Origin of the sequence: Pleurocapsa sp. CCALA 161 (assembly GCF_003003995.1) — a bacterium.
GTDB lineage: Bacteria > Cyanobacteriota > Cyanobacteriia > Cyanobacteriales > Xenococcaceae > Waterburya.
In genome coordinates, this window is sequence record NZ_PVWF01000034.1 from 33398 (window position 1) to 47797 (window position 14400).

Sequence of the window (14400 nt, forward strand, 5' to 3'; positions counted from 1 at the left end):
GGGGTTGTTAATTGATTAATCAAGAATTTATCCATTGGTTGTCCTTGAAAACTAAGATCAACTTAATTTAGCTTGAGCTGAAGCCCAATTTCTGGTCAAAATAGTGCGGGGATGAATAATTTTCTGCTTACTTAATAAATATTCTAATGAATAATCACTAGTCTGCTGTACACATTTGTAAAGATTTTCCTGGGCAACAAGGCGCATTGCTGCTAATCGATCGCTATCTCCTCGATTTGGCTCTAAGACATCAGCAACAAAAACTACACAGCTCAGTTTGCTCATTTCGGGCGCTCCCAAAGTGTGATTGGCAATTGCCGTCAAAATTTCAGGATTTGTAACCTGAAATTTCCGTTGAGCTACCACTGCGCCAATTTCGGCATGAAGCAGATGAGGATAGTTTAAACAAACTTCGTCTACGGGCAAATGGACTTCGGCTGCTATTGTCAGCAGTTTTTGAGGTGAAAAAAACTTGGCTAAATCGTGCATTAAACCAGCTTGAGCTGCCTGTTGCTCGTCCAATTGATGACAACGAGCTAGAGTAATACAGGTGGATTCTACTCCTAAAATATGTTGTAGGCGATGGCTTGAAACATTTTTTTGCAACCAGTTAATAACGCGATCGCGCATCATGGCAAAATTCTGCTGATAATAGCAATTATGAACTTTAGTTTAACATTTTAATGATGCTCTAGATAGATGCGCTACTTTCAGAGGATGGATAAATTAATTGTTGATCGCTAACTAATAGTTAGACATTGAATTATTTTGGGTAACATTTTGAGTTATTGCTGATTTTGTTTATGTAAACGATATAGAATACAAATAAAAATCATTTAGTTTAAATAGCTGCTAACATTTGATTGGCAACTTATAACATCAATAAACTATTAATTAATCAGGCTACAAATAATTACTTTTTGTAAAAAATCGAATCATTTTAGTCTCAATGTCTAACCCAAAGTCCGAAAATTAAGTCTAGTAATCTAAATAAATAAACTTAAAATGATTAGTTTACGCAAATATCTAGTGGCGCTTATTTTATCAAGCTGCCTGCTATTCACTGCTTGTAGTCAGCAAGCTCCCTCACGCTTTGATGACGCACAGCAGCAAAGCACTAGCAAAGGCGCAACGGCTGTTGTTGATACTTCTCAATCTGGCGGTACGTTTAATCGTTACTTTCCCGACGGTAATAGCCAGTATGAACGCATCTATTCTCAGGAAAAAAAAGGTTTTGCTGAAGCTAAATTAAAAGTAGGAGGAAAAGAAATTGCTATTTTATCTATTTCTGATACTTCCAACAATCCTAGTGCAATAGCCAAGTTCAAAGAGAGCAGCAGTAAAATTAGCGGATATCCCGCAGTAACACAAGGTAGTTCAGGCACGGCTGTTTTAGTTGCAGATCGCTATCAAGTTAAAATTCGCTCCAAAGATTCTTCCTTTAGCGAAAGCGACCGTCAAGCATGGCTGAGTAAATTCGATCTTCGAGGTTTATCAAAGCTGAAATAGCCTTGATGAATTCTAATGCCAATATATATTTAAGGAGCAAGCAGTGAGCGATTCTATTTTTGAACTGGTAGATAATCTCCCCCAGAAAAACGTCACGACCATGATGTTAAAATCCCTAGACTCCATCGTTCCTGGCGAATGGGAAAATACGGTTGGTTTTGTTGAGACAATTCGCAAAGTAACAGGAGAAACTGATGAGGAACTGATTCAGCAGATTGGCGATCGCGCAGTCTGGCTTTACAATGATAAGTCTCAAGGATACCGTCGGGCAATGTGGCTTTATCAGACGGTAGATCGTTCAGATAAGGCTTTAGGTTCGGCTGCTTTGGCAAATAAAGTGGGTAATAAAATTCCTTTAGTCGGTGGTTTGCTCAGTAAAATTACACCTAATCCTGAAAAGGCTCAAGCTTTAGATTTATCAATTAAGTTAGTAGTTGAGTTGGTAGCTTTTTGTCAGATCAATGGCATTCCTGGTGATAGCATCGGCGATTTTGTGGGCGCACTAGGAGACTATAGCGGCGAATCCTTAATGCGGATGGCAGCTTTAGTTTGTGTTGATGGTTTAATTCCTCTCGGCCCAGATTTTATTCTCAAAGCTCAGTCAACCCTAAGTGGAATTGGTCCTAAAGATTTAGAATCTAACTCTACTTTCCAAGGCGTATCAGAATCTATTCCTGGCGGTAACTCCAAAGGAAAGCTAGATTTTATTGGTGAAAGTTTTGGTTCGGTAAAAGGCTGGATGACTGATTTTGTCAGCAGCAAAAATTTGTCTCCAGAAAAAGTTGTGAAAAACCTCCAGGGATTTTTAGAATTTTCTGATAATAAGCTAGATTATGTAGCTGCCTTTATCGATGTTTCCACTAATTATTATGAGCATACAGGAACCCAAACTCTTGCTAGGAGATTAATTGAGCGAGCTTTCGATGAAATCTAGCTGAACTTAAGCATAATGCTTCCGCATGACAAGACAGTTACGGTGGTTGGGTAGATTGAGGTATTGCAGCTCATCAGTTAGTTTTTTAATAAACTGTAAACCTCTTCCTCCTTCTTTTTCCATCAAGCCAGCTTCTCTTTCACTCTTACGTAGTTTTTCCTTGATATCAAAAGGTTGTCCCTGATCCCAAATACGCATTTCCAAAAAGTTGGGTAACAACTTCACTTCTAGGTCAATGGGTGTAGTTTCGGGGAGATCTTGATGAGCATGGCGTACCGCATTGGTAAACGCCTCAACTAGTGCGACTTCGCACTGCCAGCCCATTTTTTGGGGAACGAGAGGAAAAACTAAGCCTTCAAACCACTGCAATACCTCTTTCAAAGCTTCCAGTTCAGTTTTAACCTGCAAATGATATTGTTTGACTTCTAAGTTCGATTTCATTGAACGCTGATGACTCTAAAGTCTGCCAAGTGTTAAGTGAATTTAGCTAGTAAGATAAAATGCTCAGTTTTGCTGTGGGATTAAAATCTAAATTATTGGCATCGAGCTAAACCCTAGCTAATGATCACAATAGATTGATACCAACTAAATAAATTATAACTATTATTATTAATAGTATATATATTTACAGATTTTCTCAGCAATAACTGTTAGGAGATAACCCTAAACTAGGGGCTGTTTTTGTAAGTGTCAACTATATTATTTATCTTAAACTTATGGCGTTTCAACTTGTAAATAAATCTTATTTTTAGTTTACATTTGGATTTTAGTTAGAGGTGTGCTTCAGCTTCAGCTAAAATTACTGTTGGTCACTGGAGAGGCAATTATTAATGATAATCATGTTTGGGTTTATTAATTTCAATAAACCTGCTGGGTTTACCTCTCATGACTGTATTGCTAAGTTACGTAAACTTTTAAACACCCGCAAAATTGGTCATGGGGGTACGCTTGACCCCTCAGCAACAGGAGTGCTGCCTATCGCCGTGGGTAAAGCTACTCGTTTGTTACAGTTTTTACCTACTGCCAAAGCCTATCGTGCCTGTATTCGTCTAGGGATCACAACTACTACCGACGATCTAGAGGGAGAAGTAATTCAGCAAGTCGATCGCTTTGACATAGACCAAGAACAAATTATTGAGCGCTTGCAAGGTTTTATTGGCACAATCGAGCAAGTTCCGCCAATTTACAGCGCCATTAAGCAAGAAGGAAGAAAACTTTATGATTTGGCTCGTAAAGGAGAGGAAATAACCGTAAAATCACGAAACATAACGATTAGTGACTTAAAACTGCTCAAGATTACTCATCAAGATTTTTGTGAATTAGAGATAGAGATCCACTGTGGCCCTGGTACTTATATTAGGGCGATCGCTCGTGATTTGGGAACACAATTAGGAGTTGGAGGGACTTTAGCAAATTTGGTGCGGATTCAAAGCTGTGGAATGTTCCTCGAAGATAGTCTGACCTTTGCCGATCTTGAACATAAACTAAATCAGCAAACCCTTGAATTCATTAAACCTAACCTACTTTTAAACCATTTAGACGCTTTTGTTCTTTCTGTGGATGATTCTAAGCGTTGGTGTCAGGGGCAACTGATAGATTTAAATCAGGCTCTTGGCAGCAGCAAGGTGATATCTGTATTCACTCCAGAACATTATCTTCTCACCTATGGAGCAGAGCAAACTTTCTTAGGAATAAGTGTTTTATATGAACGTGACGAAATACTTAAACTTAAGCCAAAAATAGTTTTGGTCTAATAACTCTAGCTCAAATCTATTTGTCTACAGAGAGACACAGTGTTTTTGCCCTGGGTGAAATAGCTTGGCTTAAATTCGTACCTGATAATACAGCTTCTTCTAAGTTGGCGCTACTTAAGTTGGCTTTGGTTAGGTTAGCTCCAGTAAGTATAGCTCCCCTCAGATTAGCTCCCTGCAAATTTGCCGAACTTAAATCCGCATAGCTTAGATTTGCCCATGATAAATCTGCTCCCTGCAAGTCAGCATCCGCTAAACAAGCAAGACGCATCTGTGCGTCACGGAACATTGATTGACGTAAATTAGCTTGGCTTAAATTAGCGCGGATCAAAAAAGCAGCATTACATTTGGCTTGCTCTAGATTTGCCCGCTGAAAATCTGTTCTCCACAGCATGGTTTTAAATAGATTAGCTTCCGCTAAGTCAGCCCTGCTTAATACAGTACGGCTCAGATTAATTTCCGCTAAATTAGCACGCCACAGTTTAACCCCCGCTAAATTGAAATCATTTAGGGAGGCTTGGGTTAAGCTAACCTGAGAAAAATCGCGCTTGCCCATTTTATACTCACTTATAAGCTGGGCAACATCAATTCTTTTGGTCTTAAATTTATGGGTATTTGAATAAAACACTTAGTTTTAAACTATTAAGCCTTATTGATTACAAAACGATTGCTAACTAGTCTCTAACTAACTACAGCAGCAGTAGAGATAGAAGCGATAACGACTAATAAAGCGATCGCTCCCCAGATCACATACCCACGTTTGTCTTGGGAGGAAGGAGCGTCAGCGTAATACATAGCTGGTTCTTTGGCAAAGTTGTTAATAATTCCGTTTTCGTCAGAGATAGTAGTCATGATGTTTAACTGTGTTAATTAACTTATGTAAATAACATTAACACATATGTAACGATATATTACTAAATGTTGACATATTTAACTAGAACTTAAGATTTCGCAGTGGTCTATGAATTCTCAGAATTGGCGATCGCAATTAGTCAAGATAAATTTAATCAACAGCCCACCCCAATTTTTTTCTTTAGTCATTTATACTCATTGACGACCAAAAAACAGATCTAAAGCCACTATAGATTTGGTGGAATTACGAGTGATTGCGATCTAGGTAAAGATTTACTAAGATATGCTTCAGTTTGGGAATTTTCTGCTGAGTAATCGGCTAAAACGGTCTGTTGAAAAAATAAATATTTAAGAAATCAGTTTTGAATAAATATATTGACGGAGCAGTCATGTTAACTAGTGTTTGCTCTTTGGGACTAACAACCATTTCGATCGCCGAAAGCAAAATTTATGAACCATCAAATAATGTAGTTAAAGACTTACAGCTAGAGAGATTAGACCATTCTTTGCGGGTTAATCTCAAAAAAACAGAAAGCTATATTGCACCCACTCCAATTAAGGCTCAGCCCAAACCAATACCTAAAGTTGCCATCAACTTGATCAAGGAGTTTGAAGGATTTAAAGACTACGCATACATTGATACTGATGGCACTCCTGTAATCGGCTATGGTTTATCCCGAATTGGTGGTATACCCGTACAGATTGGCGATCGCATTTCCACCACCCAGGCTGATGCAGCTTTAAATACTCACATCAGGGAAATTCACCGAGAATTAGAGCCAATAGTACAAGTTGATTTAAGCGATCGCCAATTAAGTGCGTTAACTTCTATTGCTTTTAATGTTGGCGTAGAGAGCATCAAAAATAGTACTTTGGTGCAAAAAATTAATGCCCAAGATTATGCAGGTGCAGCCGATGAGTTTCTGCGTTGGGATAAAGCTAATCTCCAGGGCGCGTTAGTCCAAATGCCAGGATTAACCAGAAGAAGAGCCGCCGAAAGACAGCTATTTTTAAGTGGTAGCCAGAGTTCTTAAGGATTTAGCTAGCTTAGAGCTTGATCGACAGTAGCGTAATGACACCATACATGTATATCTTGGGACATAAGTTATTGCTCAATATGTTTATATACTTTCTGATGGGTCATAAATTAAATGGTAGATATAGCACCTCAAATCAATCGTATTGATGGTCGTCTTTGGCAACGGTTTATTAAAGTAGCCTTACCCTATTGGTATCCCAGTAAAAAGAAGGCGGGAACTTTTTTTTTAATGTTGCTACTGTTGTTGATTTTTCTATTTGCAGCACTGTTTATGGCGATCGCTGGAACTCTCTGGTTAGGACAGCAATTATTCCCTCAATTTACCAACGAAGCTGCTGCTGGCTTGATCGGCATGAGGAAACAGATCTTTGCTAATTCAACCGCACAAGGGATTCTAGCTCTTGCTCTCATCCTTCCTACAGCAGTATTTGCCTGGAAATTTCCCCGCTGGCAAGGACGGGTTAAACAGTGGGGGTTATTGTCGGCACTTTTGCTGTTTTCTATTATGGTTAGCGGTTTAAACGTGGTAATTTCCTTTACGATCCGCTTTATTGAGACTGCCTTAGTAGATAAAGATGAATCGACGTTTTGGCTGTTTTTATGGGTCTATGGCGGAGTATTTGTTGTTGGTACAGCGATCGTGGTGATCTATAGCTATTGTCAGAAATTATTAGGAGTTTACTGGCGAGAATGGTTAACTCAAAATATTCTTCAGCGGTACTTAGAAAATAGGGCTTACTATCAAATCAATGCTCAAAAGCAAATTGATAACCCAGATCAGCGTATTGCCGAAGATATTCAATCTTTTACTGGTACTAGCCTAACTTTATTGTTGAGTATCCTCGATTCAGTGATTACTCTAGTTTCCTTTGTGGGAGTTTTATGGGCTATATCTAGCAGTCTTTCTCTAGTCTTAGTCGGCTATGCCCTATTTGGGACTATTGTTACTGTCTTGTTGGGTAAAAGACTGATTGGGCTTAACTATAACCAACTCCAGCGAGAAGCTGATTTTCGCTATGGTTTGGTTCATTTGCGAGACAATGCTGAGTCGATCGCTTTTTATGGTGGAGAATCACAAGAATTGACCAGTGTTGGTCAAAGATTTGCGCGAGCAATTAGAAACTATCATGCTTTAATTGGTTGGCAAAGAAATCTTGAATTTTTTACTACGGGGCATAGTTATTTTGTACGTATTTTGCCTTATTTAGTGGTCGCACCACTTTTTCTAGCGGGACAAATTGATTTTGGCGCGATCGGTCAGGCTACTGTGGCATTTTTCCAAATTTTTGGCGCTTTGACCCTAATTATCGGTCAGTTTCAACTGCTGACTGCTTTTGCAGCGGGTATTAACCGAATTGCTATTTTAGATGAAACCCTGACAGATCTGGAAGAGGGAGCTGTCAGGGAGTCAGGAGCAACAAAGATTGGCGCAACTATCGATTCTCGGTTGGCATTGGAAGAGGTAACCTTGTTAACCCCCGATCATCAACAAACTCTCGTTGAAGATCTCTCTGTCGCTGTTGAACCACAGCAAAGTTTAGCTATTGTTGGCGAAAGCGGTGTGGGTAAAAGCTCTTTGTTAAGAGCGATCGCTGGATTGTGGAATATGGGTTCGGGCAACATTGTTCGACCAGCATCTGATTCTCTGCTCTTTCTGCCACAAAAACCCTATATGATCCTGGGGACATTAAGGCAACAGCTACTTTATCCCCATACCGACAGCCAGATCCCCGACGAGCAGCTAGAAGAAGCTCTAAGACAAGTCAACTTAGCAGATTTAACCGCAAAAGTAGGTGGACTAGATGTGGAATTGAGTTGGTCAGACGTTTTATCTTTGGGAGAACAACAAAGATTAGCCTTTGCCCGATTATTACTGACCAAACCTAGCTATGCAATTTTAGATGAAGCCACTTCAGCACTAGATGTACAAAATGAAAAACGGCTTTATCGAATGCTACAACAGTCCGACACGACCATTGTCAGTGTCGGTCATCGTCCCAGCCTATTACAATATCATCAAAAAGTACTTAAGCTTAGAGGTCAGTCACAATGGCAAGTATTATCGGTAGAAGATTACCTGGCAACTTTTAATGAACTAGATACTTAGCATCAGAGACATTGTGACTCTGCAAACATTAAGAAATATTGAATAAGCTACATCTCATAATTAGGTATCTAGGGAACTGCTTAAGCTCTTAGATACCTTTAATCATCTACGTAGATTTAGAGCCTTAAAATAAGCTTAAACTCTTGTTTTTGAGCAGGTTTATTGGGTTAACTTATCTTTGATGAACATTAGTATTAACAATCAGATTAAGCTCGGATAACTGTTGTACCGATTTTTGTTGACTAACCCTGAGCCAAAAAAATTGTGGTAACGTAATTAAAGTAAAGATAAGTAACAAAAATAAGAAAAAGTATACTTACACTAGCTCATACTCATTTAACCTGTGACATCTTCCTCAAGTTCCGATCGCCCATCAGCAAACCCTGTGACTATTCTCGATTTACCTCTACAACCAAGTCGAGGAAGTCAATCCTGGCGAGTATTTTTTGCATCTTCTTTTCTCGTTTCAGTTCCCGTATTTTTTCAAGCCCCTATCGTCAGGCTATTTCCTGAACTTAGTCTGGTACTAACCCTGTTTTGGGTTGGATTAGGTTTTTACCTCTATCAGCGCCCTCAAAATCGCTGGTGGGGAGATATTATTTTAGGCTTTAGCTGGAGTTGGTTAGCTGGCTCGATCTATTGGGGTTGGTTGAGATCTGAGCCTTTAATTCATATGCCGATTGAGGCGATTGGTTTGCCTTTTGCGCTGTGGTGTATTTGGCGAGGCTGGGGGAAAATTGGTAACTTCTTTTATCTCGGTTCACTGTTGGGTACGGCGATTACCGATCTCTATTTTTACTTGGTAGATGTAATTCCTTACTGGCGATCGCTAATGACGGTGGACATGAACCCTGCTTTAGCCTCGCCCATTTTAAAAGCAGCGCTAGGACAGGTGCAAACTGTTTGGGGCATCAGTTGGGCGATCGTCTTAGTAAATATCTTGTTAGGAGTTAGCTGGTGGGCATTAAAGAAAACCGAGCTACACTGGTGGGCATTCGCTGGAGCAGTTTTAAGCACAATTTTAGTTGACAGCTTGTTTTGGATTGTTGCCTACTTTGCTTAAAGGAATGTCCGTTGTTTTACTAATATAAAGGCTAAACCTAACCTAATTACGTCTAATGTGGATTAGCTTCGCAAATGAACGAAGCTAATCCTTTAGGAAATGAACTAATTCGTAGCTGTAAGCTATAAGCTATAAGCTTTTTTAAGAAAAAGCAATGGGTAGCTCCTTTGAGTTACGATGGCAAATATTAATAGCTAGAGACTTGGGTTATCTGGAAACTAGTAAATGTGAAATGTTTGAATCGAAGATTCTAAAAGTAAATCGAATGCTTGGGGGTTTACTTAAAAAGCTTAGAGCTAAAAATGAATCACTATAACGGAGTGTATCCTTTAGGATAATTTTTAATTCACATTAAACGTTAATTTTTATGGCTCAAAGTAATGATAGGATAACCTCATCTCGACTCCAAAACCTACAGCAAAATGAAACGCTCCTCTATATAGTTAAACGGCTATTCCAAGCTGCAATAACTTTGCTTTTGGCTTCGGCACTTTGTTTCCTCATCTCAGAAATTGCCCCTGGAGACTATTTAGATACCCTCAAGCAAGATCCCCAGATTACACCTGAGAGGATTGCCGCGTTGAGTGAGCAGTTTGGTTTAGACAAGCCTGCAATAGTACAGTATTTTCGGTGGCTATGGCGTATCTTGACTAGATTTGATTTTGGTCAAAGTTTTGTTTATTTTCGCTCCGTTTCGTCTTTGCTGATCGAACGAGTTCCTGCCACTCTGTTACTAGCGATCGCCTCAATTATTTTGACTTGGGCGATCGCTATTCCCTTGGGTATCTTAAGCGCAGTCAAGCAAAACAGCCGTATCGATCAGGTTTTGCGGATACTAAGCTATATAGGACAGGGTTTTCCCAGCTTTATTACTGCTTTAATCTTTCTCATCATTGCTCAGTTTTTGTCGCCTCTATTTCCCGTAGGCGGGATGACTAGTATCAACCACGATCAGCTATCTCTAATCGGCAAAATTCTGGATATTGCTTGGCATATGTTGTTGCCGACGATTGCCCTTAGTATTACTAGTTTTGCTGGATTACAGCGCTTAACTAGAGGTCAATTGCTAGATGTTTTGCGCCAAGAATATATTCAAACTGCGCGAGCGAAAGGTTTACCAGAAAATAAAGTAATTTATGTTCATGCACTGCGCAACGCCATTAATCCCCTAGTAACGTTATTGGGATTCGAGTTTGCTAGCCTGCTTGGAGGTTCATTTATTGCCGAATTTTTCTTTAATTGGCCAGGATTAGGTCGTTTAACTTTACAGGCGGTACAGGCTCAAGATAAATATCTGGTGATGGCAAGTCTAATGATGGGTGCAGCTATGCTAATTATCGGTAATCTACTGGCGGATTTACTCCTCAAAGCAGTAGACCCCAAAATAAAATTAGCAGATCTCAAATAGACCTTAGTTCGGTAAGCTGGTATCAGCTAAAAACTATAGAACGAAGCTCAATTAACCGCAAGACATAATTCCGTTCTATCCAGTTAAATAGACCAGAAGAGGAAGTAGTTATGTTATTACAAATCAATTACTTAATTCGTTCCAAGCAAGACGGCAAATACCTAGTAGCCCGAATGCCACAGCAAAGCGGGATCGAAGCCAGCTATCTTTTAGTCTTTCAACAAGACTACGATGCTATGAGCTATATCAATACTCATGGTCAAGAATTTAGCGATCGCCTTACCGTTGAAACCGCCTCCCCAATTCAACTAAAAGGACTGATGGAACGCTGGAAATATGCTGGCTTTGCGATCGTTAAAGATCCTTTATTGCCTGAGATCCAATTTGTTAGTTAGTAGTAGGTAGTGGGTAGTAGGTAGTAGGTAGTGGGTAGTAGGTAGTAGGTAGTGGGTAGTAGTTAGTGGGTAGTAGTTAGTGGGTAGTAGGTAGTGGGTAGTAGTTAGTAGGTAGTAGGTAGTAGGTAGTGGGTAGTAGGTAGTGGGTAGTAGTTAGTAGTTAGGAATTAGTCCTAAAGGATAAGCTTCGCCAGTAATCAGTAGTCATTTATCGGTAATTACTAAATATAGTGACAGCTTTACTCTAAACGATAGCAATTCGCGATAGATTGAAATATAGAGTAGCAAACTATACGAATTAACAAGATAAATGAGCAAAACCGTCGCTGAAGTCATGACTACTGATCTAGTCACAGTATCTCCTGAGACTTCTCTACAGGAGGCGATTCAAATTTTGGCAGAGCGAGAAATTAGTGGTCTACCTGTAGTTGATAATCAGGGAAAGTTGGTAGGAGTGATCTCAGAAACCGACCTAACCTGGCAAGCTACAGGAGTAGATACACCACCTTATGTAATGTTTCTGGATAGCGTAATCTACCTGCAAAATCCTGCTAAATACAATCAAGAAATACATAAAGCCTTGGGTCAGACAGTAAAAGATGCTATGAGCGATCGCCCAGCTACCGTTCAAGAGCATCAGCTAGTGCGAGAAGCTGCTCAAATTATGCACGAACATAAAGTGCGTCGTCTTCCTGTGCTGAACGATCGCTCGCAGCTAGTTGGGATGATCACTCAAGGAGACGTGATTAAGATGATGGCAGCCGAATAAGCTAGACAAATTGTTGAGCGATGATTTCGCTCAAATTTCAACAAAAAACTGTTTTGACAATTTTACAATCAACTTTAGTTTTCATCGATATTGATTAACCAATTTAAACATGAGCATCACACCAGAATCAGTCCAAGAGCTATTAAATTCTGAAGACTTTGGCGAGCGGATTCGAGGTTTAAATCAACTGCGCCAGATTGAACCCACAACTGCCTTCGCTCTTGTGCAGCCAATGATTACCGATAATAATACCCGCGTGCGCTATGCTGCGGTGAGTCAATTGGATACCCTTGGGGTGAGCGATCAAGATACTGCTTTAAAACTTTTGCGCGATCGCCTATTTAACGATCCAGAACCTGATGTTCAAGCAGCAGCAGCAGACGCGATTGGCGGTTTAAAGTTAACTGAAGCTTTTGAAGATTTAAACAATGTCTATCACAACACCACTGAATGGCTCGTGCAGTTTAGTATCATTGCTGCATTAGGCGAATTAGGAGAACCTAAAAGTTTTGCCCTGCTCAAAGAAGCTTTGCATTCTAATAATAATCTTTTACAGACCGCTGCAATCGGTTCGATGGGCGAATTGGGAGACCCTCAAGCTATTCCTCTGCTCAAAAACTTTGCCGAGCATGAAGACTGGCAAATACGTTTTCGGCTAGTACAGGCTCTAGGAAGATTAGGTGGTGAAGAAGCTAAAGCCATTATTACTAAGCTGGTAGACGACGAATCTGAACAAGTAGCTCAAGAAGCAAAAAATAATCTTTGAGCAAATTATTGAACCTGTTCATTTTAAGACAGGGTGATTAAAGTGTTATCTGTAGTAAGACTAAGTTGCCTAAATCTGCTAAATATGTTTCTTTAAGGTAAATTTTTGCCTAATTAAAGTTTAGAGTTTCAGTTAAGAGTTAAGATTTTGCTACTTGTTATCAGGATCTTTTGATCTGTGCAGCTAAGTAGCTAATTGTCGCCATCATGTTATCTAAACTTTTGAGTATTAGTTCTATATCTTTAACTATTTTAGTCTTTTCGTCTTTAATCTCTGCTCAACCAAATTTAATAGTGGCTCAGATCGATCAATCTGAGTTAAATAATTTGCTTCTGGCAGGCAATAAATACGTCGAATCACAAAATTATGACAAAGCTTTAGAAACCTACGCAAAAGCAGCGGACATTGACGACCAAAATTCCCAGATTTTTTCTGGTATTGGCTATGTGCAAACTCTGAAAAAAAATTATGCTGAAGCAGCAAAAGCTTATCAAAAAGCCGTTAAGTTATCTCCAAAAGACCCCAAACTTTATCACGCACTGGGTTTTTGTTTGGGTAATTTGGGCAAGAATTTAGCAGCAGCGGAAGCTTATGAGCAAGCCATCGCTCTTGAGCCAGATAATTTACAAAATCATTTGGGTTTGGGAGTGGTGCTAGTCAGAGCCGAAGAATACGATCGCGCTGTGGAGACTTACAAAAATATTATTACTCTAGCGCCTGATAACCAAGAGGCTAAAGATGCTTACAAAATTGCTTCACGGATTTTATTAGACCAACAAAAATATTCAGAAGCGATCGCTCTTTTAGAAGTAGCCGTAAAACAGCAGCCTTATGAATTAGATCTTAAGTTGCAGTTAGCCAAAGCTCTATTCAACCAGGGAGATATTACAGCAGGACTACAAACCCTAGAATTAGCCACGAAGGTTGCTCCCCAAAATCATCTTATTTATCTGCAAATCGGCAAGATTCTATATCAGCAGGGAGAATTAGACCGTGCTTTAGCCGAGTATCAGTGGGCAGCCAGACTCAAACCCGATGATCAATCGGCTATTGAGGGTACAGGATTAATTTATCTGGCACAAAAGAATTACTATCGGGCAATTATTGATTTTCGCCGTTTAACTGAACTTGTACCCAACAACCCGCGAGGCTATCACAACTTAGGTCTTGCCCTCAAAGGTAGAAACAGAGATGAAGAAGCGATCGCTGCTTTGCAACAGGCTTTGGAGCTATATAAAAATGATGGTAATCAAGAGCAGGCGAATCAAGTGACGAAGTTGATTGCAGAAATTAATCAAGGGTAGAGCAAAAAATCTTTTAACAGCTAAAAGCTTAGAGCCAAGAGCTACCCCTGTTAAGGTGAGCAAATGTACTAATAAAAAAATATTCATGAGAACATAAAACAAAGCATTTAGGGAATATTGCCTGATGATTAATACTATCTTCTCTGAATTTGTCCTCAAGGATACACTCAATGCGATATCCTCATTGGCTTAAGGACAAGAGTGCAAGCCCTAACCCTAAAGGGTATCGCTTCGCATATTAAAGAAACTCCAGTAACGGTAATAGTTAGAGGAATTATGGAGATAATTTTTGAACCGACCGCATTAAATGAATTGTTTGAAACTTATGCAGTCAAGCAATATACGAGAGAGTTGTTGAATTTCCTTCCTCAACTCAATTCTAGCGATTATTTTTAGTCGAAACTCTAGATTCAACCAAAAGTGGACTCATCTGACTCCTCCCGTGGAGACCCCCGCTAAAACCGAGGCGGGTGTATTGAGCGCAGCGAATACCGCCTCGGTTT

At 39.7% G+C, this 14400-nt stretch carries 16 protein-coding genes; 12 read left to right on the forward strand and 4 right to left on the reverse strand.

All coding sequences use genetic code 11. From position 1 onward, the window contains the following. Positions 1 to 57: 57 nt before the first annotated feature. Positions 58 to 630, reverse strand: coding sequence for a bis(5'-nucleosyl)-tetraphosphatase (symmetrical) YqeK (yqeK, locus tag C7B62_RS10340; protein WP_106235584.1), 573 nt, complete (start codon positions 628 to 630; stop codon positions 58 to 60). Positions 631 to 1005: 375 nt separating this feature from the next. On the opposite strand from yqeK, the gene C7B62_RS10345 reads away from it, so the two are divergent. Further along, positions 1006 to 1509, forward strand: coding sequence for a hypothetical protein (locus C7B62_RS10345; RefSeq protein ID WP_106235554.1), 504 nt, complete (start codon positions 1006 to 1008; stop codon positions 1507 to 1509). Between the two features lie 43 nt (positions 1510 to 1552). Beyond that, on the forward strand, positions 1553 to 2443 hold the full coding sequence (locus C7B62_RS10350) for a hypothetical protein (protein ID WP_106235556.1): 891 nt from the start codon (positions 1553 to 1555) through the stop codon (positions 2441 to 2443). A 6-nt stretch (positions 2444 to 2449) separates the two neighbouring features. Here the strand turns inward: C7B62_RS10350 and C7B62_RS10355 are convergent, their stop codons facing one another. Beyond that, positions 2450 to 2884 (reverse strand): ATP-binding protein, encoded by a 435-nt coding sequence (locus C7B62_RS10355; RefSeq protein WP_106235558.1) that lies wholly within the window; start codon positions 2882 to 2884, stop codon positions 2450 to 2452. Positions 2885 to 3282: 398 nt separating this feature from the next. On the opposite strand from C7B62_RS10355, the gene truB reads away from it, so the two are divergent. Then, the gene (truB, locus tag C7B62_RS10360) at positions 3283 to 4197 is read left to right on the forward strand and encodes a tRNA pseudouridine(55) synthase TruB (RefSeq protein WP_106235560.1); all 915 of its coding nucleotides are present in this window, start codon (positions 3283 to 3285) and stop codon (positions 4195 to 4197) included. Positions 4198 to 4213: 16 nt separating this feature from the next. Here truB and C7B62_RS10365 read toward each other — a convergent pair whose 3' ends face one another. Then, the gene (locus C7B62_RS10365; RefSeq protein ID WP_233219903.1) at positions 4214 to 4750 is read right to left on the reverse strand and encodes a pentapeptide repeat-containing protein; all 537 of its coding nucleotides are present in this window, start codon (positions 4748 to 4750) and stop codon (positions 4214 to 4216) included. Positions 4751 to 4875: 125 nt separating this feature from the next. Further along, positions 4876 to 5046, reverse strand: a complete 171-nt coding sequence (gene psb34, locus C7B62_RS10370; RefSeq protein ID WP_106235564.1) for a photosystem II assembly protein Psb34 — start codon at positions 5044 to 5046, stop codon at positions 4876 to 4878. A 362-nt stretch (positions 5047 to 5408) separates the two neighbouring features. On the opposite strand from psb34, the gene C7B62_RS10375 reads away from it, so the two are divergent. From C7B62_RS10375 to C7B62_RS10415, 9 genes are all read left to right on the forward strand, one after another. After that, positions 5409 to 6080 (forward strand): lysozyme, encoded by a 672-nt coding sequence (locus C7B62_RS10375; protein WP_233219904.1) that lies wholly within the window; start codon positions 5409 to 5411, stop codon positions 6078 to 6080. 117 nt (positions 6081 to 6197) lie between these two features. Further along, a complete protein-coding gene (locus C7B62_RS10380; RefSeq protein ID WP_199194135.1) occupies positions 6198 to 8192 on the forward strand; it encodes an ABC transporter ATP-binding protein/permease in 1995 nt (664 codons plus the stop codon). 343 nt (positions 8193 to 8535) lie between these two features. Then, a complete protein-coding gene (locus tag C7B62_RS10385; protein ID WP_106235568.1) occupies positions 8536 to 9255 on the forward strand; it encodes a DUF3120 domain-containing protein in 720 nt (239 codons plus the stop codon). Positions 9256 to 9409: 154 nt separating this feature from the next. Next, entirely contained in the window at positions 9410 to 9571 is a 162-nt protein-coding gene (locus C7B62_RS27120) for a four helix bundle protein (RefSeq protein ID WP_106235570.1), read from the forward strand. A gap of 51 nt (positions 9572 to 9622) precedes the next feature. Next, positions 9623 to 10663, forward strand: a complete 1041-nt coding sequence (locus C7B62_RS10395) for an ABC transporter permease (RefSeq protein ID WP_106235572.1) — start codon at positions 9623 to 9625, stop codon at positions 10661 to 10663. A gap of 110 nt (positions 10664 to 10773) precedes the next feature. Then, positions 10774 to 11058, forward strand: coding sequence for a hypothetical protein (locus C7B62_RS10400; RefSeq protein WP_106235574.1), 285 nt, complete (start codon positions 10774 to 10776; stop codon positions 11056 to 11058). A 310-nt stretch (positions 11059 to 11368) separates the two neighbouring features. Then, positions 11369 to 11827 carry a CBS domain-containing protein gene (locus C7B62_RS10405; protein WP_106235576.1) on the forward strand — a complete coding sequence of 153 codons (459 nt, stop codon included), beginning with the start codon at positions 11369 to 11371 and terminating at the stop codon, positions 11825 to 11827. 109 nt (positions 11828 to 11936) lie between these two features. Beyond that, the gene (gene nblB, locus C7B62_RS10410) at positions 11937 to 12593 is read left to right on the forward strand and encodes a phycobilisome degradation protein NblB (RefSeq protein ID WP_106235578.1); all 657 of its coding nucleotides are present in this window, start codon (positions 11937 to 11939) and stop codon (positions 12591 to 12593) included. Positions 12594 to 12799: 206 nt separating this feature from the next. Further along, positions 12800 to 13897, forward strand: coding sequence for a tetratricopeptide repeat protein (locus C7B62_RS10415; RefSeq protein ID WP_106235580.1), 1098 nt, complete (start codon positions 12800 to 12802; stop codon positions 13895 to 13897). Positions 13898 to 14400: the final 503 nt, after the last annotated feature.